This window comes from Serratia sp. Ag1, assembly GCF_000743355.1.
GTDB lineage: Bacteria > Pseudomonadota > Gammaproteobacteria > Enterobacterales > Enterobacteriaceae > Chania.
The window spans coordinates 88,571-110,944 of sequence record NZ_JQEI01000023.1; the positions used below are offsets into that span (position 1 = coordinate 88,571).

The window sequence follows — 22,374 nt, forward strand, 5'->3', positions numbered from 1 at the left end:
GCAGAACAATGAGATATTTTCTGGGCGTTGATATTGGCGGAACCTTGATCAAGGCAGGGCTGTATCGAGCTGACGGTGAGGAAGTTGCCGTCGCGCAATGTGATGGTGAAGCGTTGTCGTTGCAACCGGGTTTCAGCGAGCGTGAGATGGAGGCGCTATGGCGGGATTTTTGTGCAACGACCCGCCAAGTGCTGCAACTGGCGGCAGTAAGCGGTGAGCAGGTGCGCGGTGTGAGCTTTTCGTCGCATGGTAAAGGGTTGTATGCGATTGATGCGCAGGGCAAACCGGTGCGCAACGGTATCGTTTCATCAGATACCCGTGCCAGTACGAGTACGATTGTCGCTGATTTACAGCAGCAAGGAGTGGAAGCGGCAACCTATCCACGCAGCCTGCAGCCGATTTGGAGCAGCCACCCGGCGGTGCTGTTGCGCTGGTTGAAGCAGCATGAGCCTGCGCAGTATGCCGCAATAGATGCGGTGCTGATGGCCCATGACTATCTGCGCTTTCGCCTGACCGGTGAGGTGGCGGCAGAGGTGACCAATATCTCTGGCAGCAACCTGTTTAATCAGCAGTTGGCGGCTTATGATCCACAACTGATGGCGGCTTTTGGCATAGACGAAGTGGTGGATAAAACCGCGCCGCTGCTGGGATCGGCTGAACTGGCCGGGCGGGTTACCGCCAGCGCCGCAGCGCAGTGCGGGTTGCCTGCCGGAACGGCGGTGTATGGTGGACTGTTTGATGTGGTGGGAGCCGCACTGTGTTCCGGGGTTGTCGATGATCGCATCCTGAGCACGGTGGCGGGCACCTGGTCGATAGCGACCTGTGTGACTGAAAGCGTGATCCCATCTCCGCACCCGTTTGCCTGGGGGCGTTATTGCATGGCGGACCGCTATTTTGTGCATGAAGGTAGCCCGACTTCAGCGGGCAATCTGGCCTGGTTTTTACGCCAATTCTGTGACAATGACCAGCAGCGTTATGCGCAGTTCAACCGTTGGGTGGCTGAGCGCAGCGAGCGGCCAAGCGATATTGTGTTTTTACCCTACCTGTATGGTTCTAACCTCGGCAGCAATCTGCCCGGTGGGTTGATCGGCCTGGGTAGCCATCACGATCTGGCCGATGTTGTTCATGCGATTTATCAGGGCATCGTGTTCTCGCACCTGGTTCATCAGGATCGCCTGGTGGCGCTGAACCCAAGGGTGGAGCGGATCCGCATGACCGGTGGCCCAACCCAATCGGCTATCTGGATGCAGATGTTTGCCAATGCGGGCAACTTGCCGCTGGAAGTGGTGGATATCCAGCAAAGCGGTTGCCGCGCTGCTGCTCTTTGCGCCGCCGTGGGGGCGGGCGAATACGCCAGCTTTAGCGAAGCGGTACAGGTCGTTCAGCCTAAATTACACACCTATTTCCCCGATGCCGCTGCCAATCGGCGTTTACGCGAGCGGTTTGCGGGCTATCTGGCGATCGCCCAGGCATTAAACGAGGTCAATTATGCAAAACACTAACACCCTGTGTCTGGGGCTATATGAGAAGGCGTTACCGGCACAGTTGGATTGGGCACAACGGTTAGGGATTGCCAGTGAGCTGGGTTTCCAGTTTATGGAGATCTCTATTGATGAGCAGCCTGAGCGCCAGCAGCGTTTGGATTGGGATCGTCAACAGCGTTTAGCGCTGATTAATGCTCGTTTTGACAGCGGCATTGCCTTGCCCAGCATGTGCCTGTCGGCACATCGGCGTTACCCTTTTGGCAGTGCCGATGCGGCTACCCGTCAGCAGGCACAGGTTTTGCTGGAGAAGGCGCTGGATTTCGCGGTGGACCTCGGTATCAGGAATATCCAACTGGCGGGGTATGACGTTTATTACGAAAGCTCGGATCGCCACACGCGCGAGCGTTTTATCGAAGGTATGCAGTGGTCGGTGGCGCTAGCGGCTAAAGCACAGGTGATGCTCTCTGTGGAGATCATGGATACCCCCTTTATCAACAGCATCAGTAAATGGCGCGAGTTTTCGCGGCAGATTGCCAGCCCGTGGTTCACCGTTTATCCCGATATTGGCAACCTGAGCGCTTGGGGTAACGATGTGGCTTTTGAGCTGGAACAGGGCATCGACAAGATCACGGCCATCCATCTGAAAGATACCCTACCGGTGGCTCCGGGGGCGGCGGGGCAGTTTCGTGACGTGCCTTTTGGCAGCGGCTGCGTTGATTTTGCCCATACCTTTGCCGTTTTAGACCGTTTGAAGTATCAGGGGCCGTTCCTGCTGGAGATGTGGGCGCGTAACGATGGCGAAGACAGGCAACATATCGCTCAAGCTAAACGCTGGATTGAGCAACAGAGGCAAATAGGGAGTATGGCATGTTGAGCGAACTGAAACAGCAGGTGCTGGCGGCCAACCTCAGCCTGCCCGGCTATGGTTTGGTGACTTTTACCTGGGGAAACGTGTCGGCGATCGATCGCCAGCGCGGATTGGTGGTGATCAAACCTTCGGGGATCGCTTACGAAGAAATGACGTTGGACGATCTGGTGGTGGTTGATCTGGACGGCGTAGTGCAGGAAGGGCGGCGTAAGCCCTCTTCCGATACCGACACCCATCTGGCGCTTTATCGTGCGTTCCCGCATATCGGTGGTGTTGTGCACACCCACAGCCGCAATGCCACCATCTGGGCGCAGGCGGGGCAGCCGATCCCGGCGTTGGGCACCACGCATGCCGATTATTTTTATGGTGATATCCCTTGCACGCGGCCAATGAGTGAAGCCGAAATTGCCGGTGATTATGAGCGGGAAACCGGCAACGTGATCGTTGAGGCTTTTCAATTGGCCGATCGCGATCCCCTGCAGGTGCCAGGGGTACTGGTCTATTCCCACGGCCCATTCGCCTGGGGGAAAACGGCGGCGGATGCAGTGCACAATGCGGTGGTGATGGAAGAGGTGGCCGCGATGGCGATGGCCACCCGGCAATTGGCACCAGCAGCAACCGCCATGCAACCGGTGTTGCTGGATAAGCATTTTCTGCGCAAACACGGTAAGAATGCCTACTACGGGCAATAACGGCCAGCGTTCAGGTTGCCGTAAACTGCGGCAACCTGATGTTTATTGCACCAATAACTTCCCGGTAAAAAACTCACGCCTCAGGGGCCGATCATTAGCGGTATCTTTAATGGCGTTGAACAGCAGTTCTGCGGCTATTTCCCCTAACATCTGCGTATCGTGATAAACCCCCGCGATATGTAAACCGTAATCATTGGCTTTGGGCGGTTCATCAATCGAAAAGAATGTTATCCGGTCGTAAATATTAAGCTGGTGGCAGATGGAAATAGCGCCAAGCGTGATAATGCCATTCAGGCCGACAATATAGTGTGGCTGATTTTTCTTCACCGCCAGATAGTCTTTAACCTGTGCAGCCTGAGAAATAAAGTCATAGTCACCGTTGATAATAGTGACTTCACTGTTTCTTTTTTCCAACGCCTCAATAATGCCTTGAGTGCGCATCAGGGTGATTTCTGAATCAGCCGGGCCACCGAGAATAAGAATTTTGCTGTCTGGCTGTTCAGCGAGGTATTTCCCGGCCAGGTAGCCGATCTCCCGATTATTCAGAAATACGCCGCTCAGTTTTTGATTATAAATATCGCGGTCGATCAGAATCAGCGGGGTATGGTAACGTTCGGCCTGGTTCAGGTAGGCCGGTTGGTAGTGCTTGTCATCGCGCACGGCGGAAAGCAGAATGCCACGGGCCTTATAACCAAACAGCGCCTGAATGGCCTGCATTTCTGCGGCTTCGCTACCGTCGGTATCAAACAGCATGATCTGATATCCCTGTAAGCGGGCGATACGCGATACGGTCTGAATTAAATTGGAGTAAAACGGATTATACAAACTGCTGGTGACAATCCCGATAATCTGGCTGCTGCTTTTTTTTAATCCCTGAGCAAAAGCATTAGGCACATAATTAAGCTCTTTAGCGATAGCATGGATTTTTTCAAGCGTCTCTGGTTTCACCAATTCAGGTTTATTAAAAGCACGGGAAACAGTGATATTAGTCACGTTAGCTCGGCGTGCAATATCGACAATAGTTGCATTTGCTTTTGACACCGTCAATCCTTGCTTTATGCATCAACAGAACTCTATTGTAGGGAAGCTACCTACAGGATGCCAGACGAACTTTGCCGTCTGGCAGCCAGGTGGAATCCATTGAGCGTCAGGCCGTGGAATCAATAACCCACGGCTGACCCCGCCGGACGGCGCACGTCGTTGGCGCCATACAGGTAACCTTCCCGCACTTTACCGGAAACGGCAGAATCATTGCCGGAGTTAGCAGGAGTGACACCCGCAGCGCCCGGTAAGCCCACCAGAATCAGCTCGGCAGCTCCCCAAGGGTTCTGCTCAACCATTTTGTAGCCCATTTCTTGCAGAATCTTTAGCGTATCGGCTGACACGCCGCGCTGTTCGTAATACACCTCATCCGGCAACCATTGATGGTGAATGCGTGGAGCATCTACCGCCTCTTGTGGTGGCATACCGTGATCGATAATGTTCAGGGCGGTTTGCAGCGTGATGCTGATAATGCGCGAGCCGCCTGGTGAACCAAGCACCATAAAGATTTTGTCGCCTTTGGTCACCAGCGTCGGGCTCATCGAAGATAGTGGGCGCTTACCGGGGGCGATGGCGTTTGCTGCACCTTGCACCAGGCCGTAAAGGTTTTTCTCGCCGACTTTGACGGTGAAATCATCCATTTCATCATTGAGGAAGAAACCGGTGCCCGGAGCGATCACCACAGAGCCGAAACGGCCATTGACGGTGTAAGTCGTAGAAACCGCGTTACCGTAGCTATCGACGATCGAGTAGTGGGTGGTTTCTGGTTTTTCGTGTGGTTGCATGCCGGGTTGCACGTTTTCAGAAGGCGTTGCTCGATTAGCGATAATCTGTTTGCGGATCTGTTCGGCGTAGCTCTTGCTCACCAGCCGATCGACCGGATTATTAATAAAGGCCGGATCGCCGAGGTAGGTGTTACGGTCCATATAGGCATGGCGCATGGCTTCGGTTAGGGTGTGGATCGCTGCGGCTGAATTAAAGCCCATGCTTTTTAAGTCATACCCTTCAACAATGTTCAGCGTTTCACACAGCGTTACGCCACCGGAGCTGGGTGGTGGTGCAGAAACGAACTTATAGCCACGATAGCTGCAGGTGATGGGTTTATCTTCGGTAACTTTATAGTTGGCAAAGTCGGCTGCCGTCAGGATCCCACCGCCTTTTTTGGCTGCTTCCTCCACCGCCTGCGGGATTTTGCCCAGATAGAAGGCTGAAGGGCCTTGTTTGGCGATCGCTTCCAGCGTATTGGCCAGATCGGTTTGCACCAACCGATCGCCCGGCTGCAGTGATGAACCGTCTTTACGCAGGAAGATTCTCGCCGCTTCTGGGTCTTGCCTGAAACGTGCCGTGGTGGTGTCGAGAATATCGGTGTCGGCGCGCGTCAGGATAAAACCTTCACGTGCCAGCTTAATTGCCGGTGCGAGCACTTGCTCACGGTTCAACTTACCGTATTTCTCACGTGCGGTTTCCATCCCCAATACCGTGCCAGGCACACCCGCCGCCAAATAACCGTACAGGCTGGCGTCTTTTTTTACTTTGCCGTCAGCATCCAGATACATATCAGCGCTGGCGGCGGCTGGTGCGGTTTCGCGGAAGTTGATAAAGGTGTCGGTGCCATCGGCCAAGTGCACGGTCATAAAGCCACCACCGCCAATATTGCCGCAGCAGGGGTTAACGACCGCCTGGGCGTAACCTACTGCCACCGCAGCATCTACCGCATTGCCCCCCAGCTTGAGAATATCTACGCCGACCTGTGAGGCCAGATGTTGCGATGTTACCACCATACCGTTTTTAGCTTCTACCGCCGGATTGGAGGCGGCATACAGGCTACTGCTGACCAGCAAGGCTGCCAGGGTCAGCGGTTGGCTCCACTTTTGCAATAACATGGTGACTCCTTTCGGTTTTTATTGTGATGAGATTCTGTACCGGTCTTTGTAAGCAGAAAACAGGTCAGGACAATGATAGTAGCGGCAGGGGTCAGGCGGGCAATAAGAGATGGGCTGAAACAGAGAGGTAAAGCACAAAATAGGTACAACACATAAAAAAAACCGGCCAGCAGGGCTGACCGGTTCACACGCAAGCAAACTGAAATTACAGCTTGGAAGCGTTCTCAGACAGGTACTTAGCCACACCTTCTGGAGATGCACCCATACCGGCTTTGCCTTTTTCCCACTGAGCTGGGCACACTTCACCGTGCTCTTCGTGGAATTGCAGGGCGTCAACAGTACGCAGCATTTCGTCAACGTTACGGCCAATTGGCAGGTCGTTAACTACCTGAGCACGCACGATGCCGTCTTTGTCGATCAGGAAAGAACCACGCAGCGCTACGCCAGCGTCTGGGTGTTCGATGCCGTAAGCTTTCTGAATTTCACGCTTGATGTCAGCAACCATGGCGTACTTCACTTCACCGATGCCGCCTTTGTCGACAGGGGTTTTACGCCATGCGTTGTGTACGAATTCTGAGTCGAAGGAAACGCCTACAACTTCAACGCCGCGCTTCTGGAATTCTTCATAACGGTGATCGAAAGCGATCAGCTCAGAAGGACATACGAAGGTGAAGTCCATCGGCCAGAAGAACAGGACGGCTGGTTTGCCGTTCAGGTGTTTCTTCAGGTTGAAGTTTTCAACGATTTCGCCATTGCCCAGTACGGCAGCAGCGGTGAAGTCAGGGGCTTGACGAGTTACCAGGACCATAATTACTCCTGTAATAGTTGTTAGGGGGTTGATGTAAAAACAAGGGCCAGTATAGGGGCCGTGACTCGGTGAAGAAAGGGTAAATAACCAATCAATGAGATAGTTTTTACCTATCAAACCGAGGGATTAAATTTGGCAAGCTTTAAAAATAACCTTTTCGCATAAAAGGGCAAGCGCTAAAAGGCAATTTCTTGTAAACCTGCGTACCTTATAGCATTTAAGCAGACGATTACAGCGCCTTGGCTTTCGCCTGTTGCATGATCTGCGGGTAAAACTGCCAGAACTGTGTTTCAAGCAGATGATAATTGCGCTCCACGTCGGCAAAAGACCCCGCCAGTGCATCTAAACGCGGGCGGCGGCTGGCCATGCCCTGTAATACGTTGGCAATAAACGGCAGTTCAGCATAGCGCTCCAACCAGCGTTCCGGCCAGAGATAATGGTTCAGATTCTGGAAGCGCGCTGGCGTCAATGGCAGATGCGGCACAATCTGGCCGCGTGCTTCCTGAGTGAAACTTTGCAGGCTACGGGTGGGTTCAAGCTGATGCCAATGGCGCGCCAGAAAGTGATCCCACACCACGTCGAGCGTAATGGGCGCAACGCGGCGGAATTCCGCGCTGAAATAATGACGGCAGCCTCTGATTTCGGGCAGGGTATCGACGAGCACGTCAACACGGCGGTGCATCATGATGCCAGCCACCACTTCAGGATCGTAGTCCCCGGCAGGGTTACCACGCACGAAGTCGGCCAGCAGATTGCCCAGTAACGAGCTTTCAGCAAGCTGGGCCAGATGGAGATGAGCAAGAAAATTCATTTGGCAACTATAACGCATGTTAGGCAAAGCCTCCTTATTTCTTGCCGCTGGCCGCTCACGGCTTTAGACTGTAGCGCCTGTTTTTCCTACGTTCGTTATATATTGAAGAAGTGAATACCCATGCGCGTCGCCGATTTTTCTTTTGAACTCCCTGAGTCTTTGATTGCCCACTACCCACAGCCAGAACGCAGCGCTTGCCGTTTACTGCAGTTGGACGGGCCGACCGGAGCGTTGACGCACGGCGTATTCACCGATCTGCTGGATAAGCTGGAGGCTGGCGATCTGCTGGTGTTCAATAACACCAGAGTGATCCCGGCGCGCCTGTTTGGCCGCAAGGTCAGCGGCGGCAAGATTGAAGTGCTGGTGGAGCGGGTATTGGACGATCGCCGCGTGCTGGCGCACGTACGGGCCTCCAAAGCGCCGAAGCCCGGTGCTGAGCTGCTGTTGGGTGACGACGAAAGCATTGCCGCCACCATGCTGGCCCGCCATGACACGCTGTTTGAACTGCGTTTCAATGACGATCGTGACGTTTTTACTATTCTTGATGCGGTTGGTCATATGCCATTGCCGCCGTATATCGCTCGTCCTGATGAGGATGCCGATCGCGAGCTGTATCAGACCGTCTACAGCGAAAAACCGGGTGCGGTTGCTGCGCCGACCGCCGGGTTGCACTTCGACGAACCGCTGTTGGCGGCCTTACGCGCCAAGGGCGTTGAAATGGCGTTTGTCACGCTGCACGTCGGCGCGGGGACTTTCCAACCGGTGCGGGTGGAAACCATTGCAGAGCATGTGATGCATGCGGAATATGCCGAAGTGCCGCAAGAGGTGGTGGATGCCGTGCTGGCCTGTAAAGCCCGTGGCAAACGGGTAGTGGCCGTCGGCACCACTTCTGTGCGTTCACTGGAGAGTGCGGCTAAGGCCAGTACAGACGCGTTGATTGCCCCGTTTTTTGGCGATACCCGGATCTTTATCTACCCTGGCTATCATTATCAGGTGATTGATGCGCTGGTGACCAATTTCCACCTGCCGGAATCGACGCTGATCATGCTGGTTTCGGCGTTTGCCGGTTACAAACACACCATGAATGCCTATCAACAGGCAGTGGCCGAGCAGTATCGCTTTTTCAGTTACGGTGATGCGATGTTTATCAGCCGTAATCCGCAGGCAGAGAGTGACCCTGTTGGCTAACATATTCCTGGGTTACGCGCACCGCGTGGCCCTGTTTTAATGTCATCGGACTGTTTTTCCGGTGCTGGAGGTTTTGTGAAGTACGAATTACAAACAACCGATGGCCGCGCTCGCCGTGGCCGCCTGGTTTTCGAACGTGGCGTTGTAGAAACCCCGGCGTTTATGCCGGTGGGTACTTACGGTACGGTCAAAGGCATGACGCCGGAAGAAGTGAAAGATACCGGTGCGCAGATCCTGCTGGGCAACACTTTCCATCTGTGGCTGCGCCCAGGGCAGGAGATCATGAAACTGCACGGCGATCTGCATGATTTCATGCAGTGGCACGGCCCGATCCTGACCGACTCCGGTGGTTTCCAGGTGTTCAGCCTGGGGGCGATGCGCAAAATCAAAGAGGAAGGCGTGTATTTCCGCAATCCGATTAACGGCGATAAAGTGTTCCTCAGCCCGGAAAAATCGATGGAAATCCAGTACGATCTGGGTTCAGACATCGTAATGATTTTTGATGAATGCACGCCTTACCCAGCCGACTGGGACTACGCCAAGCGCTCAATGGAAATGTCGTTGCGCTGGGCGCAGCGCAGCCGCCAGCGTTTTGACGAGTTGAACAATAAAAATGCCTTGTTCGGTATTATTCAGGGCGGGGTTTACGAAGATTTACGTGACGTTTCCGTAAAAGGGCTGGTGGATATCGGCTTTGATGGTTACGCTGTGGGCGGCTTGGCGGTCGGTGAACCAAAAGAGGATATGCATCGCATTCTCGAACATGTTTGCCCACAAATTCCAGAAGATAAGCCTCGCTATCTGATGGGGGTTGGCAAGCCGGAGGATCTGGTGGAAGGGGTGCGCCGTGGGATCGACATGTTCGATTGCGTGATGCCAACGCGTAATGCCCGTAACGGCCACTTGTTCGTGACTGACGGAGTGGTGAAAATCCGTAATGCCAAGCACAAGGATGATACTTCTGCGCTGGATAAAGACTGTGATTGCTACACGTGCCGCCATTATAGCCGTGCCTACTTGCATCATCTTGATCGTTGCAACGAAATATTAGGTGCCCGATTGAACACAATTCATAACCTGCGATACTACCAGCGCTTAATGGCGGGTTTACGTCAGGCTATTGAAGAGAGTAAATTAGAGCTGTTTGTTGCAGATTTTTATGAGCGGATCGGTAAGCCGGTCCCACCTTTAAATGTTTGAATTAATAATTGATAACTTAATGAGGGATTTTCAATGAGCTTTTTCATTTCTGACGCCGTCGCATCCGCAGGGGCTCCGGCTCAGGGAAGCCCGTACTCTCTGATCGTTATGCTGGTGGTATTTGGTCTGATTTTCTATTTCATGATCCTGCGTCCACAGCAGAAACGCGCTAAAGAGCACAAGAAACTGATGGATTCCATCAGCAAAGGTGACGAAGTGTTGACTACCGGTGGCCTGATTGGCCGTGTCACCAAAGTGGCTGACACCGGAATCATTGCCATTGCGCTGAATGACACCACGGAAGTGATGATCAAGCGTGACTTCGTGGCGGCCGTTCTGCCGAAAGGTACGATGAAGGCCCTGTAATTTTGTTTTCCCTAAGGGAATTGCCGTGCTAAACCGTTATCCTTTGTGGAAGTATCTGATGCTGATCGTGGTGATCTTCATCGGTCTGCTTTATGCACTTCCCAACATTTACGGTGAGGATCCGGCCGTACAAATCACTGGCGCGCGCGGTGTCGCCGCCAGTGAAGCTACGCTGGACCAAGTCCGTAACGTATTAGAAAAAGATAATATTGCGAGCAAGTCAATTGCGCTGGAAAACGGTGCCATCCTGGCTCGCTTTAAAGATCCTGACGTTCAACTGCGCGCCCGTGAAGCCTTGATGGCGGAACTGGGTGACAAATATGTCGTGGCGCTGAACCTTGCTCCGGCGACTCCGCGTTGGCTGACTTTGCTGAACGCTGAGCCGATGAAGCTGGGGCTGGATTTGCGTGGTGGTGTGCACTTCCTGATGGAAGTTGATATGGATACCGCGCTCAGCAAGCTGCAAGAACAGACCATGGATACCCTGCGCAGTGAACTGCGTGAAAAGGGCATTCCTTATGCTGCAATCCGCAAGCTGGAAAACAACGGCGTAGAAGTCCGCTTTCGTGACGATGCTGCGCGCGATCAGGCGATCAGCTACATGACGCCACGCCAGCGCGATCTGGTGCTTTCTGCCAGTGGCCCTAATACACTGAAAGCGACGCTGACCGATGCTCGTCTGAGCGAAGCGCGTGAGTATGCGGTGCAGCAGAACATCACTATCCTGCGTAACCGTGTCAACCAGCTTGGTGTTGCTGAGCCGTTGGTACAGCGCCAAGGGGCAGACCGCATCGTGGTCGAACTGCCGGGTATTCAGGATACGGCTCGGGCTAAAGAAATCCTCGGGGCAACCGCTACCCTGGAATTCCGCCTAGTCAATACCAATGCGGATGCTACTGCGGCAGCCAATGGCCGCGTGCCGGGTGATTCTGAGGTGAAGTTCACCCGTGATGGGCAGCCGATCGTGCTATACAAACGTGTGATCCTGACCGGTGACCACATCACCGATTCCACCTCCAGCACCGATGAGTACAACCAGCCGCAGGTTAATATCTCGCTGGACAGTGCCGGTGGCACCGCGATGTCCAACTTCACCAAGGACAGCATCGGTAAACCGATGGCGACCCTGTTTGTGGAGTACAAAGACAGCGGCAAGAAAGACGCTAATGGCCGGTCGGTTCTGGTGAAGCAGGAAGAAGTGATCAACGTGGCGAACATTCAGTCACGCTTGGGTAACAGCTTCCGGATTACCGGTATCAACAACCCGAATGAAGCCCGTCAGCTTTCACTGCTGTTACGTGCTGGTGCGTTGATTGCGCCTATTCAGATTGTGGAAGAGCGGACTATCGGCCCAACGCTGGGTCAGCAGAACATCACCCAAGGGCTTGAAGCCTGTCTGTGGGGCCTGATGTCATCCATCGTGTTTATGGTGATCTGGTATCGCAAGTTTGGCCTGATCGCCTCAAGTGCGCTGATAGCTAACCTGGTTCTGATTGTCGGCGTGATGTCACTGTTGCCAGGGGCAACGCTGACAATGCCGGGGATCGCCGGTATCGTGCTGACGCTGGCGGTGGCGGTCGATGCCAACGTACTGATAAACGAACGTATCAAGGAGGAGCTGAAGAATGGGCGGTCCATTCAACAGGCGATCCATGAGGGCTATAAAGGCGCGTTCTCCAGTATTGTGGATGCGAACCTCACCACTCTGATTACCGCAGTCATTCTGTACGCAGTGGGTACCGGTTCGATTAAGGGCTTTGCGATTACTACGGCGATCGGTGTGGCGACGTCCATGTTCACCGCGATTGTCGGTACCCGTGCCATCGTCAACCTGCTTTACGGCGGCAAGCGCATTAACAAGCTGTCTATCTGAGGAGTGCGTTGTGGCACAGGATTATACTGTTGAACAACTCAACTATGGCCGTAAAGTCTATGACTTTATGCGCTGGGATTACGTGGCCTTCGGCATCTCGTTAGTGCTGTTGATCGCGTCAATCGCCATTATGTCGGTTCGCGGTTTTAACTGGGGTCTGGATTTCACTGGTGGTACGGTGATTGAAATCAACCTGGAAAAACCGGCGAATCTCGATCTGATGCGCGATACGCTGGAAAAAGCCGGGTTTAAAGATCCGATTATTCAGAACTTTGGCAGCAGCCGTGACGTGATGGTGCGTATGCCACCTGCGACCGGCACCGCAGGCCAGGAACTGGGTAATAAAGTGATCGGCGTCATCAACGAAGCCGTTGACAAGAATGCGACCGTCAAACGTATTGAATTTGTCGGCCCGAGCGTGGGGGCTGAACTGGCACAAACCGGCGGCATGGCGCTGCTGGTGGCGCTGATTTGTATTCTGATTTACGTTGGCTTCCGCTTCGAATGGCGTTTGGCGCTGGGGGCGGTTATCGCTCTGGCGCACGACGTGGTCATCACTATGGGGGTGCTGTCGCTGTTCCATATTGAAATCGACCTGACGATTGTCGCTTCTTTGATGTCGGTTATCGGTTACTCGCTAAACGATAGTATCGTGGTTTCTGACCGTATTCGTGAGAACTTCCGCAAAATTCGTCGCGGAACGCCTTACGAAATCATGAACGTGTCGCTGACCCAGACGCTAAGCCGTACCATTATGACGTCTGCCACTACGCTGATGGTGGTTCTGATGCTGTATATCTTTGGCGGCGCGATGCTGCAGGGCTTCTCACTGACCATGCTGATTGGTGTGTCCATCGGTACCATATCTTCTATCTACGTTGCGTCCGCGCTGGCGTTGAAACTGGGTATGAAACGTGAGCACATGCTGCAGCAGAAAGTAGAGAAAGAGGGCGCAGACCAGCCTTCGATCCTGCCGTAAAGCTAATCTGCTGTACGTTCAGCTGAATAGAAAAAGCGCCATTTGGCGCTTTTTCTTTATCTGCGGTAGGTAGTGGTAAGCAGGTGAACTCATTGTCAATTTAATGATATCGCTAGAGAAAGAGAGATATATCCCGGTTTTGTGGCGGGTTTATGTACGTTTGTGGCAGAGGTTTGTAACAAATGCCCGCTAGCCTTTGTTGTGGCTGAACTTCGGGGTAAACTGTTCTTAACTATAAAAACGTTTATCAGGACGAGTTATGCATTGCCCTTTCTGCGCTGCCGTTGATACCAAAGTTATTGATTCTCGCCTGGTGGGGGATGGATCGCAGGTGCGCCGTCGTCGCCAATGTCTGGTTTGTAACGAACGTTTTACTACTTTCGAAGTTGCAGAATTGGTGATGCCGCGAGTGGTTAAAAGCGATGAGGTTCGTGAACCTTTTAACGAAGATAAACTGCGCCGTGGCATGCTGAAAGCGCTGGAAAAGCGCCCGGTCAGTGCTGACGATGTGGAAAGTGCCATCAGCCACATCAAATCCCAACTGCGCGCTACCGGCGAGCGCGAGGTGCCGACCAAAATGGTGGGGAATCTGGTAATGGATGAGCTGAAGAAGCTGGATAAAGTGGCTTACATCCGTTTTGCCTCGGTGTACCGCAGCTTTGAAGATATCCGTGAGTTTGGCGAAGAGATCGCCAAACTGCAGGATTAACAGGAACCTCATGCAGAGCGATGAGTTTTACATGGCACGCGCTTTTGAGCTGGCGCGTTTAGGGCGTTTTACCACTACACCTAACCCTAACGTCGGTTGCGTTATCGTGCGCGATGGCCACATTGTCGGTGAAGGCTACCATTTACGCGCTGGTGAACCTCATGCAGAAGTTCATGCTTTGCGTATGGCGGGCGAGCAGGCTCGCGGTGCCACGGCTTATGTGACACTGGAACCCTGCAGCCATCATGGCCGCACGCCACCTTGTGCCGAGGCGCTGGTGGCCGCAGGCGTCAGCCGTGTGGTGGCTGCCATGCAGGATCCTAATCCGCAGGTGGCAGGGCGTGGGTTGTACAGATTACAACAGGCGGGTATCGACGTTCATCATGGCGTGATGCTGGCAGAGGCCGAAGCGGTCAATCTGGGTTTTTTGAAGCGTATGCGTACCGGGTTCCCTTATGTGCAGTTGAAGTTAGGGGCATCGCTGGATGGCCGCACGGCGATGGCATCAGGAGAAAGCCAGTGGATCACCTCGCCACAGGCCAGGCAGGATGTGCAGCGTTTGCGGGCTGAAAGCTCGGCTATTCTTAGCACCAGCGCCACCGTGCTGGCCGACAACCCTGCATTGACGGTGCGTTGGGATGAGCTCGATAGCGCAACCCAATTGGTTTACCCGCGTGAAGACCTGCGGCAGCCAGTGAGGATCATCCTCGACAGCCAGAACCGGGTGACACCGCAACATCGGTTGGTGCAACAGTCGGGAGCAACCTGGCTGGCACGTTTGCAACCGGATGAGCAGATATGGCCACAGAGCGTCGAGCAACTGTCGTTTCCGGCTCACGCTGGCGGTATCGATCTGGTGGTGATGATGATGCAACTGGCCAAGCGCCAGGTGAATTCCATCTGGGTTGAAGCCGGTGCCAAACTGGCCGGTGCATTGCTGCAAGCCGGGCTGGTGGACGAGCTTATTGTATACGTTGCGCCAAAATTGCTGGGCGATAGCGGCCGTGGCCTGTGCCAGTTGCCGGGCCTGGAACAACTGGCCGATGCGCCGGAATTTGTCTTCAGCGAAGTGCGTCAGATCGGCCCCGATCTGCGTTTGCGTTTGAAAGCCAAACTTCAAATATGAGCTTCGCCTGCCGTGCTGCTAAGGTTTTACAAAACCGCCGCGCAGGCAGGTAAAGAATATGATAGAATCCGCCCCCCTGCGGGGTACTGAACCCATTTTTAAGGAAAGCCCATGAAAGTTATCGAAGGTGTTGTTGCTACTCCGAATGCCCGTGTGGCGATCGCAATTGCACGTTTTAACAATTTCATTAACGACAGCCTGCTGCAAGGGGCGATTGACGCGCTGAAGCGCATTGGTCAGGTTGCTGATGACAACATCACCGTTGTCTGGGTTCCTGGCGCTTATGAGCTGCCATTGACAGCACGCGTGTTGGCGAATACCGGTAAATACGATGCGGTGATTGCATTAGGCACCGTGATCCGTGGGGGCACTGCGCACTTCGAATACGTGGCGGGTGAAGCCAGTTCTGGTCTGGGTAATGTTTCGCTGAATACCGAAATCCCGGTTGCTTTTGGCGTTCTGACTACCGAGAGCATCGAACAAGCGATCGAGCGTGCCGGTACCAAAGCGGGTAACAAAGGTGCAGAAGCTGCACTGACCGCACTTGAAATGATCAATGTTATCAAAGCTATTAAAGCCTGAATTTAGTCTAAGGGGAATTCCGTGAAACCTGCTGCTCGTCGCCGCGCTCGTGAGTGCGCTGTTCAAGCGCTTTACTCTTGGCAGTTGTCTAGAAATGACATTGCTGATGTTGAACACCAGTTCCTGACGGAGCAGGATGTCAAAGATGTTGACATCGCCTATTTTCGTGCGTTGCTGTCCGGTGTGGCAGTGAATGCAGGTATGCTGGACGATCTGATGGCCCCATACCTGTCACGCCAGCTTGATGAATTGGGCCAGGTGGAAAAAGCTGTCCTGCGCGTTGCGCTGTTCGAGCTGAAAATGCGTGAAGATGTCCCTTACAAGGTGGCTATCAACGAAGCGATCGAACTGGCGAAGACCTTCGGTGCCGAAGACAGCCATAAGTTTGTGAATGGTGTGCTGGACAAAGCAGCACCAAACATCCGCAAGAAAAAATAAATTTAAGGCCGGTTTTCCGGCCTTAGTTTCTTTGGAATATCGACCATGGCATGCGGCGAATTTGACCTCATTGCCCGCTATTTTGACCGGTGCAAGAGTCTGCGCCGGGACGTACAGTTGGGCATTGGAGATGACTGCGCACTCCTGACAGTGGCAGAGAAACAGCTTTTAGCCATCAGTACCGACACCCTGGTTTCGGGTGTTCACTTCTTGGCGGATATCGATCCAGCCGATCTCGGTTACAAAGCATTGGCCGTTAACTTGAGCGATCTGGCCGCGATGGGCGCCGATCCGGCGTGGTTATCGCTGGCCCTGACGTTGCCCGAGGTTAACGAGGAGTGGCTCAAGGCATTTAGCGACAGCCTGTTCGAACAGTTGAATTACTATGGTATGCAACTGATCGGCGGTGATACCACCCGTGGCCCGCTGAGTATGACGTTGACCATCAACGGCCTGATCCCGGCAGGGCGCGCGTTGACACGGGCCGGTGCACGTATCGGTGACTGGATTTATGTGACCGGTATGCTGGGTGACAGCGCTGCTGGGTTGGCGATTCTGCAGGATCGTTTAACGGTGAGCGATCGGGCCGCTCGTGAATATCTGTTGGCCCGCCATCTGCGCCCGCAACCGCGTGTGTTGCAGGGCCAGGCATTACGTGACCTGGCCAGTTCGGCGATCGACATCTCTGATGGGTTGATTTCAGATTTGCAGCACGTGCTGAAAGCCAGTGAATGCGGTGCGCGCATTGAGTTGGACGAACTGCCAATGTCCCAAGCGCTGACCGGCAATACCGATGCCGATCAGGCGTTGCGCTGGGCGCTGACTGGGGGTGAAGACTATGAGCTATGCTTTACGGTGCCAGAGATTAATCGCGGGGCGTTGGAAGTGGCGTTAAGCCATCTGGGGGCGGATTATACCTGCATCGGCCAGATTGGCCCGAGTGCCGAAGGCCTGAAGTTCTACCGTGATAACAAAGAGATTATGTTGCCATGGAAAGGTTTTGATCACTTCAATGCAGAGTCAACCCTATGAAAGATGAAGCAAAAAGCCGCTTAAGCATGAGCAACCCATGGCACTTGCTGGCAACAGGCTTTGGCAGTGGGCTTTCGCCAACCGCACCCGGCACTATGGGGTCACTGGCGGCGATCCCGTTCTGGTTGTTGCTGATTCAACTGCCATTACAGCTCTATTCGCTGTTTGTGATGTTCAGTATCTGTATTGGCGTCTATTTGTGCCACCGTACCGCGAAAGACATGCGGGTACACGATCACGGCAGCATCGTCTGGGATGAGTTCGTGGGGATGTGGATCACCCTGATGGCGCTGCCGGTCAACAGTTGGCAATGGGTGGCTGCCGGGTTTGTGGTGTTCCGCATTCTGGATATCTGGAAACCTTGGCCGATCCGTTGGTTTGATCGCAATGTGCATGGCGGAATGGGCATCATGGTTGACGATATCATTGCCGGGGTGCTCTCTGCCGGTATTATCTACCTGGTTGGCCACTACTGGCCGATCTGAGGTTAAGGCAGTCAGACGGGCGCAGATTGCGCCCGTAAGCCGACTATGCCAGCCAGTTCTCGATCTGGCGCTGAACACCTGCGGCGTCCAGCCCAAGTTCGCTGCGGATCTCTTCCTGGCTGCCCTGTGGGATAAAGTCATCCGGCAGGCCGATATTCAGTACCGGCACTAATCGGCGTTTTGCCATCAGTAACTCGTTAACGCCGCTGCCTGCGCCACCCATAATGGCATTCTCTTCCAATGTGACCAGCACTTCGTGGCTGGCAGCCATTTCCAGCACCAACTGTTCATCCAGCGGTTTAACAAAGCGCATATCCACCAGCGTGGCATTCATCGCTTCAGCGGCGGCGGCGGCTTCTGGCAGCAGCGTGCCGAAGTTAAGGATCGCCACTTTTTCGCCTGCACGGCGCACGATGCCTTTACCGAGCGGCAATGCCGCTAATGGCTCCAGCGTTGCTCCGGTGCCGCACCCACGTGGATAACGGACTGCGCTTGGGCCAGCGGTATGGTGATAACCGGTATACAGCATCTGGCGGCATTCGTTTTCGTCGCTTGGTGTCATGATCACCAGATTGGGGATGCAACGCAGGAAAGAGAGATCGAACGCCCCTTGGTGAGTTTGCCCGTCAGCACCGACAATGCCACCGCGATCGATAGCGAACATTACCGGCAGATTCTGGATGGCGACGTCATGAATCACTTGATCGTAAGCCCGTTGCAGGAAGGTGGAGTAGATCGCCACCACCGGCTTGAAACCCCCGATTGCCAGGCCAGCCGCAAAGGTCACTGCGTGCTGTTCAGCGATCGCCACATCAAAATACTGCTGCGGGTAATCACGGGAGAATTGCACCATGCCTGAACCTTCGCGCATGGCGGGGGTGACTGCCATCAATTTGCTGTCTTTAGCGGCGGTTTCACACAGCCATTCACCAAAGATTTTCGAGTAGGTCGGTAAGCCACCAGCACTTTTGGGCAGCGTGCCACTGGCAGGATCAAACTTGGGCACCGCGTGGAAACTGATCGGATCTTTTTCTGCCGGAGCGTAACCACGGCCTTTTTTGGTCATGATGTGCAGCAGTTGCGGGCCTTTCAGATCGCGCATGTTTTTCAGCGTAGCGGCCAAACCTTGCACATCGTGGCCATCTACCGGGCCGATATAGTTAAAGCCCAACTCTTCAAACAGCGTACCGGGAACCACCATGCCTTTCAGATGTTCTTCGGTGCGCTTTAGCAATTCTTTGATTGGCGGCAGGCCGGAGAGCACTTTTTTGCCGCCTTCGCGCAGTGTGGAGTAAAGCTTGCCGGACAACAACTGCGCCAGATGGTTGTTCAGAGCACCGACATTTTCAGAGATCGACATTTCGTTGTCGTTCAGCACCACCAGCATGTCTGGGGTGATGTCACCGGCGTGATTCATGGCTTCAAACGCCATCCCGGCGGTGATCGCACCATCACCAATCACACAGACGGTGCGGCGGCCTTTACCTTCACGCGCTGCTGCTACCGCGATGCCAAGACCGGCGCTGATTGAGGTAGACGAATGGCCTACGGAGAGAACGTCATATTCACTCTCGGCCCGCCACGGGAAAGGGTGCAGCCCGTTTTTCTGGCGGATAGTGGCGATGCGATCGCGGCGGCCAGTCAAGATTTTGTGCGGATAAGCCTGATGCCCAACGTCCCAGACTAATTGATCGAATGGCGTGTTGTAGACGTAATGCAGCGCCACCGTCAGTTCAACGGCACCCAGCCCGGACGCAAAGTGACCACTGGAGCGGCTGACGCTGTCCAGCAGGTATTGCCGCAATTCGTCACACAGCTTCGGCAGGCTTTCTTTTGGCAATGAGCGCAGCTCATCCGGGGTTTCCGCTAGCGCCAAGGTCGGGTATTTGGCTATATCAAGACTCATTCGTTACTCATATCAGAGGATTAACGTCATACGTTAATTGTCGCGTTCAATAATGAAGCTGGCTAACGCACGTAATGGCGCGGTATTGTAAGATTGTGCGGCTAAACATTCTAATGCTGCCAAGGCTTCCTGATAGAGATCCCACGCTTTTGCCCGTGCGCTGTCAAGCCCAAGTAAGGCCGGGTAGGTGCTCTTTCCATGCTGCTGGTCTGCTCCTTGGCGTTTGCCGATTTTCGCGGTTTCACCGACGACATCCAAAATATCGTCTTGTACCTGAAACGCTAAACCGATCGCAGCAGCGTAACGATCAAGCAGCGGCAGCGCTGCCCGGCCCGGCTCACCCGCAGCCAAGGCGCCTAAACGAACTGCGGCACGAATCAGAGCACCGGTTTTGTGGCGGTGGATCTGCTCCAAGGCTGCCAGATCGATGTGTTTACATTCAGCTTCCAGATCCAGCGATTGGCCGCCACACATCCCGGCAACGCCGCTGGCGCTTGCCAGTTCGGAGATCATGGCGAGCCGATCGCGCACTGCGACATCGGGCATTTCCGCATCCGCCAGGATAGAGAATGCCAAGGTCTGTAAAGCGTCGCCAGCCAAAATGGCGTTGGCCTCGCCGAATTTGATATGGCAGGTTGGTTGCCCACGGCGTAGATCGTCGTCGTCCATCGCCGGTAAATCGTCATGAATCAAAGAGTAAGCATGAATGCATTCTACCGCTGCGGCGGGAGCATCCAGATTATTCAGCGACAGGCCAAACATTTGCCCGGTGGCATAAACCAGGAACGGGCGCAGGCGTTTGCCACCTAACAGCGCACCGTGGCGCATGGCTTCAACCATTTTGCCGTTGTTAAATGGCAGCGGTGCAATATAGTCCAGCAACGCGCGATCGCTACGTTGACGGAAAGCCTGTAACTGATGGTGAAAATCCGACATCGTAATTACTCAGCGTCCGGGGTAAAGGGGGCCAAAACTGCATCATCGTGGTTGTCGTTAAGCAGGATTTGTACGCGCTGCTCTGCCTGCTGCAATTTCTGTTGGCCCTGGCGCGCCAATTGCACGCCGCGTTCAAATTCATTCAATGCGTCTTCCAGCGGCAATTCACCTGACTCCAGGCGTGTCACGATGCGCTCAAGTTCGCTGAGGGAGTTTTCAAAGCTGATGTTCTGCTCTGGACTGTCTGATTGTGCAGGTTTTTTCGGCATAATTTTCTTTTTACATCATCATGTGAACAGTAGTGCCAGAGCCTATCCTAGCGGATCTTGATTAGCAAATCATGGCGTGAATGTATGGTTTTGCGCGCGGCGCATGAGCAGTTAGTGATATACTTCGCGCCATTATTGTATACCCAATAGCTTTCGAGTTGCAGCCAGGCAGCAAATGCCTGAGGCATTAATGATGGGTATGCTCCTTTTTGCCCCGTAATTCTTATCAGACAATAAAAGCCGCCATGAAGTTTATCATTAAATTGTTCCCAGAAATCACCATCAAGAGTCAATCTGTGCGCTTGCGCTTTATTAAGATTCTGACGACCAACATTCGTAACGTACTGAAGCAGTATGATGAAACGCTGGCGGTGGTCCGTCACTGGGATTTTATCGAAGTTCGTGCCAAAGATGAAAATCAGCGGCCAGCGATCGCTGAGGCATTAACCCGCATTCCTGGGATCCATCATATTCTGGAAGTGGAAGATCGTGCGTATACCGATGTGCACCATATCTTCGAACAGACGCTGGAAGCCTATCGTGAACAACTGGAAGGCAAAACCTTCTGTGTGCGCGTCAAACGCCGTGGCAAGCATGAGTTCAGTTCTCAGGATGTTGAACGCTATGTGGGCGGTGGTTTGAATCAGCACATTGAAAGTGCCCGCGTTAAGCTGTCGCATCCGCAGGTTACGGTGAATCTGGAGATCGAAGACGACAAACTGATGCTGGTTAAATCCCGCCGCGAAGGCATTGGCGGCTACCCGATCGGGACTCAGGAAGACGTACTGTCACTGATTTCCGGCGGTTTTGACTCCGGTGTTTCCAGCTATATGCTGATGCGCCGTGGCTGCCGTGTGCATTATTGCTTCTTTAATCTGGGGGGCGCCGCGCATGAGATTGGCGTCAAGCAGGTGGCGTATTACCTGTGGAATCGCTTCGGCAGCTCGCACAAAGTGCGTTTTGTCGCCATCGATTTTGAGCCAGTCGTTGGTGAGATTCTGGAAAAGGTAGATGACGGGCAGATGGGCGTGGTGCTCAAGCGCATGATGGTGCGCGCTGCTTCCTTGGTGGCAGAGCGCTATGGTGTGCAGGCGCTGGTGACCGGCGAAGCGCTGGGCCAGGTATCCAGCCAGACGCTCACTAACCTGCGCCTGATCGATAATGCTTCTGACACCTTGATCTTGCGCCCGCTGATCTCGCATGACAAAGAGCACATCATTAAGCTCGCGCGTGAAATTGGCACTGAGGACTTCGCCAAAACCATGCCGGAATACTGCGGCGTGATCTCGAAGAACCCGACGGTTAAAGCGGTAAAAACCAGAATTGAAGACGAAGAGGGGAACTTTGACTTCGAGATTCTGGAACGTGTGGTGCGTGAAGCGCGTAATGTTGATATCCGCACTATCGCAGAAGAAGCGCAGCAACAGGTTACCGAAGTTGAAACCGTGGCCGAGTTTGCCTCTGATGAGGTGATTCTGGATATCCGCTCGGTAGACGAACAGGAAGAGAAACCGCTACAACTGGAACAGGTTGAGGTAAAACCGCTGCCGTTTTACAAACTGAGCAGCCAGTTTGGCGATCTCGATCAGAGCAAGACTTATTTACTGTATTGCGATCGCGGTGTGATGAGCCGTTTGCAGGCGCTGTATCTGCTTGAGCAAGGTTACACCAACGTCAAAGTCTATCGGCCATAAAGGC

The 22,374-nt window shown here is 53.9% G+C and carries 22 protein-coding genes; 15 read left to right on the plus strand and 7 right to left on the minus strand.

The genetic code is table 11. From position 1 onward, the window contains the following. Positions 1–8: 8 nt before the first annotated feature. From IV04_RS13715 to araD, 3 genes are read left to right on the plus strand one after another with little or no spacing between them, the layout of a single operon-like run. Positions 9–1,502: an FGGY-family carbohydrate kinase gene (locus tag IV04_RS13715; RefSeq protein ID WP_037394723.1), complete on the plus strand. Its 1,494-nt coding sequence runs from the start codon at positions 9–11 to the stop codon at positions 1,500–1,502. After that, on the plus strand, positions 1,489–2,358 hold the full coding sequence (locus IV04_RS13720; RefSeq protein ID WP_037394721.1) for an L-ribulose-5-phosphate 3-epimerase: 870 nt from the start codon (positions 1,489–1,491) through the stop codon (positions 2,356–2,358). Before IV04_RS13715 ends, IV04_RS13720 begins: the two co-directional genes overlap by 14 nt. Beyond that, entirely contained in the window at positions 2,352–3,044 is a 693-nt protein-coding gene (gene araD / locus IV04_RS13725; RefSeq protein ID WP_037394720.1) for an L-ribulose-5-phosphate 4-epimerase, read from the plus strand. Before IV04_RS13720 ends, araD begins: the two co-directional genes overlap by 7 nt. Positions 3,045–3,086: 42 nt before the next feature. On the opposite strand, the gene IV04_RS13730 is transcribed toward araD, so the two are convergent. The 4 genes from IV04_RS13730 to IV04_RS13745 all read right to left on the minus strand — a co-directional run bounded on the left by IV04_RS13730 (position 3,087) and on the right by IV04_RS13745 (position 7,587). Further along, entirely contained in the window at positions 3,087–4,085 is a 999-nt protein-coding gene (locus IV04_RS13730; RefSeq protein ID WP_037394717.1) for a LacI family DNA-binding transcriptional regulator, read from the minus strand. A gap of 119 nt (positions 4,086–4,204) precedes the next feature. Then, positions 4,205–5,968, minus strand: coding sequence for a gamma-glutamyltransferase (gene ggt / locus IV04_RS13735; protein WP_037394714.1), 1,764 nt, complete (start codon positions 5,966–5,968; stop codon positions 4,205–4,207). Between the two features lie 205 nt (positions 5,969–6,173). Beyond that, positions 6,174–6,776: a peroxiredoxin C gene (locus tag IV04_RS13740; protein ID WP_037394711.1), complete on the minus strand. Its 603-nt coding sequence runs from the start codon at positions 6,774–6,776 to the stop codon at positions 6,174–6,176. Between the two features lie 229 nt (positions 6,777–7,005). Further along, positions 7,006–7,587: an ACP phosphodiesterase gene (locus tag IV04_RS13745; RefSeq protein ID WP_037394708.1), complete on the minus strand. Its 582-nt coding sequence runs from the start codon at positions 7,585–7,587 to the stop codon at positions 7,006–7,008. 120 nt (positions 7,588–7,707) lie between these two features. Here IV04_RS13745 and queA point away from each other — a divergent pair, with 120 nt between their 5' ends. The 11 genes from queA to pgpA all read left to right on the plus strand — a co-directional run bounded on the left by queA (position 7,708) and on the right by pgpA (position 17,565). Further along, positions 7,708–8,775 (plus strand): tRNA preQ1(34) S-adenosylmethionine ribosyltransferase-isomerase QueA, encoded by a 1,068-nt coding sequence (gene queA / locus IV04_RS13750; RefSeq protein WP_037394705.1) that lies wholly within the window; start codon positions 7,708–7,710, stop codon positions 8,773–8,775. A gap of 75 nt (positions 8,776–8,850) precedes the next feature. Next, positions 8,851–9,975, plus strand: coding sequence for a tRNA guanosine(34) transglycosylase Tgt (tgt, locus tag IV04_RS13755; protein WP_037394702.1), 1,125 nt, complete (start codon positions 8,851–8,853; stop codon positions 9,973–9,975). A gap of 33 nt (positions 9,976–10,008) precedes the next feature. Continuing rightward, positions 10,009–10,341, plus strand: coding sequence for a preprotein translocase subunit YajC (gene yajC, locus IV04_RS13760; protein ID WP_037394697.1), 333 nt, complete (start codon positions 10,009–10,011; stop codon positions 10,339–10,341). Between the two features lie 25 nt (positions 10,342–10,366). Continuing rightward, positions 10,367–12,214 carry a protein translocase subunit SecD gene (gene secD, locus IV04_RS13765; protein WP_072010889.1) on the plus strand — a complete coding sequence of 616 codons (1,848 nt, stop codon included), beginning with the start codon at positions 10,367–10,369 and terminating at the stop codon, positions 12,212–12,214. A gap of 10 nt (positions 12,215–12,224) precedes the next feature. Continuing rightward, positions 12,225–13,193, plus strand: a complete 969-nt coding sequence (gene secF / locus IV04_RS13770; RefSeq protein ID WP_037394691.1) for a protein translocase subunit SecF — start codon at positions 12,225–12,227, stop codon at positions 13,191–13,193. Positions 13,194–13,452: 259 nt separating this feature from the next. Continuing rightward, positions 13,453–13,902, plus strand: a complete 450-nt coding sequence (nrdR, locus tag IV04_RS13775) for a transcriptional regulator NrdR (RefSeq protein WP_037394689.1) — start codon at positions 13,453–13,455, stop codon at positions 13,900–13,902. 10 nt (positions 13,903–13,912) lie between these two features. Further along, a complete protein-coding gene (gene ribD, locus IV04_RS13780) occupies positions 13,913–15,028 on the plus strand; it encodes a bifunctional diaminohydroxyphosphoribosylaminopyrimidine deaminase/5-amino-6-(5-phosphoribosylamino)uracil reductase RibD (RefSeq protein WP_037394685.1) in 1,116 nt (371 codons plus the stop codon). Between the two features lie 111 nt (positions 15,029–15,139). Continuing rightward, entirely contained in the window at positions 15,140–15,610 is a 471-nt protein-coding gene (gene ribE / locus IV04_RS13785; protein WP_037394682.1) for a 6,7-dimethyl-8-ribityllumazine synthase, read from the plus strand. A gap of 21 nt (positions 15,611–15,631) precedes the next feature. Beyond that, positions 15,632–16,048 carry a transcription antitermination factor NusB gene (gene nusB / locus IV04_RS13790; protein ID WP_037394679.1) on the plus strand — a complete coding sequence of 139 codons (417 nt, stop codon included), beginning with the start codon at positions 15,632–15,634 and terminating at the stop codon, positions 16,046–16,048. A 45-nt stretch (positions 16,049–16,093) separates the two neighbouring features. Beyond that, on the plus strand, positions 16,094–17,080 hold the full coding sequence (gene thiL, locus IV04_RS13795) for a thiamine-phosphate kinase (RefSeq protein WP_037394676.1): 987 nt from the start codon (positions 16,094–16,096) through the stop codon (positions 17,078–17,080). Beyond that, a complete protein-coding gene (pgpA, locus tag IV04_RS13800) occupies positions 17,077–17,565 on the plus strand; it encodes a phosphatidylglycerophosphatase A (protein WP_037394674.1) in 489 nt (162 codons plus the stop codon). The genes thiL and pgpA overlap by 4 nt, the downstream gene beginning before the upstream one ends. Positions 17,566–17,608: 43 nt before the next feature. Here the strand turns inward: pgpA and dxs are convergent, their stop codons facing one another. From dxs to xseB, 3 genes are read right to left on the minus strand one after another with little or no spacing between them, the layout of a single operon-like run. Continuing rightward, on the minus strand, positions 17,609–19,471 hold the full coding sequence (gene dxs / locus IV04_RS13805; protein WP_037394671.1) for a 1-deoxy-D-xylulose-5-phosphate synthase: 1,863 nt from the start codon (positions 19,469–19,471) through the stop codon (positions 17,609–17,611). A gap of 33 nt (positions 19,472–19,504) precedes the next feature. Continuing rightward, positions 19,505–20,407 carry a (2E,6E)-farnesyl diphosphate synthase gene (gene ispA / locus IV04_RS13810; protein WP_037394669.1) on the minus strand — a complete coding sequence of 301 codons (903 nt, stop codon included), beginning with the start codon at positions 20,405–20,407 and terminating at the stop codon, positions 19,505–19,507. Between the two features lie 5 nt (positions 20,408–20,412). Continuing rightward, a complete protein-coding gene (gene xseB, locus IV04_RS13815; RefSeq protein WP_037394666.1) occupies positions 20,413–20,676 on the minus strand; it encodes an exodeoxyribonuclease VII small subunit in 264 nt (87 codons plus the stop codon). 245 nt (positions 20,677–20,921) lie between these two features. Here xseB and thiI point away from each other — a divergent pair, with 245 nt between their 5' ends. Continuing rightward, entirely contained in the window at positions 20,922–22,370 is a 1,449-nt protein-coding gene (thiI, locus tag IV04_RS13820) for a tRNA uracil 4-sulfurtransferase ThiI (protein ID WP_037394664.1), read from the plus strand. The last annotated feature ends 4 nt before the right edge of the window (positions 22,371–22,374 follow it).

Coding starts and splice junctions, on each gene's coding strand:
- nrdR (WP_037394689.1), top strand. CDS start 13,453: ATGCATTGCCCTTTCTGCGCTGCCGTTGATACCAAAGTTATTGATTCT.
- dxs (WP_037394671.1), bottom strand. CDS start 19,471: ATGAGTCTTGATATAGCCAAATACCCGACCTTGGCGCTAGCGGAAACC.
- xseB (WP_037394666.1), bottom strand. CDS start 20,676: ATGCCGAAAAAACCTGCACAATCAGACAGTCCAGAGCAGAACATCAGC.
- IV04_RS13740 (WP_037394711.1), bottom strand. CDS start 6,776: ATGGTCCTGGTAACTCGTCAAGCCCCTGACTTCACCGCTGCTGCCGTA.
- araD (WP_037394720.1), top strand. CDS start 2,352: ATGTTGAGCGAACTGAAACAGCAGGTGCTGGCGGCCAACCTCAGCCTG.
- IV04_RS13720 (WP_037394721.1), top strand. CDS start 1,489: ATGCAAAACACTAACACCCTGTGTCTGGGGCTATATGAGAAGGCGTTA.
- thiL (WP_037394676.1), top strand. CDS start 16,094: ATGGCATGCGGCGAATTTGACCTCATTGCCCGCTATTTTGACCGGTGC.
- pgpA (WP_037394674.1), top strand. CDS start 17,077: ATGAAAGATGAAGCAAAAAGCCGCTTAAGCATGAGCAACCCATGGCAC.
- thiI (WP_037394664.1), top strand. CDS start 20,922: ATGAAGTTTATCATTAAATTGTTCCCAGAAATCACCATCAAGAGTCAA.
- IV04_RS13745 (WP_037394708.1), bottom strand. CDS start 7,587: ATGAATTTTCTTGCTCATCTCCATCTGGCCCAGCTTGCTGAAAGCTCG.
- yajC (WP_037394697.1), top strand. CDS start 10,009: ATGAGCTTTTTCATTTCTGACGCCGTCGCATCCGCAGGGGCTCCGGCT.
- ribD (WP_037394685.1), top strand. CDS start 13,913: ATGCAGAGCGATGAGTTTTACATGGCACGCGCTTTTGAGCTGGCGCGT.
- IV04_RS13715 (WP_037394723.1), top strand. CDS start 9: ATGAGATATTTTCTGGGCGTTGATATTGGCGGAACCTTGATCAAGGCA.
- ribE (WP_037394682.1), top strand. CDS start 15,140: ATGAAAGTTATCGAAGGTGTTGTTGCTACTCCGAATGCCCGTGTGGCG.
- ggt (WP_037394714.1), bottom strand. CDS start 5,968: ATGTTATTGCAAAAGTGGAGCCAACCGCTGACCCTGGCAGCCTTGCTG.
- ispA (WP_037394669.1), bottom strand. CDS start 20,407: ATGTCGGATTTTCACCATCAGTTACAGGCTTTCCGTCAACGTAGCGAT.
- queA (WP_037394705.1), top strand. CDS start 7,708: ATGCGCGTCGCCGATTTTTCTTTTGAACTCCCTGAGTCTTTGATTGCC.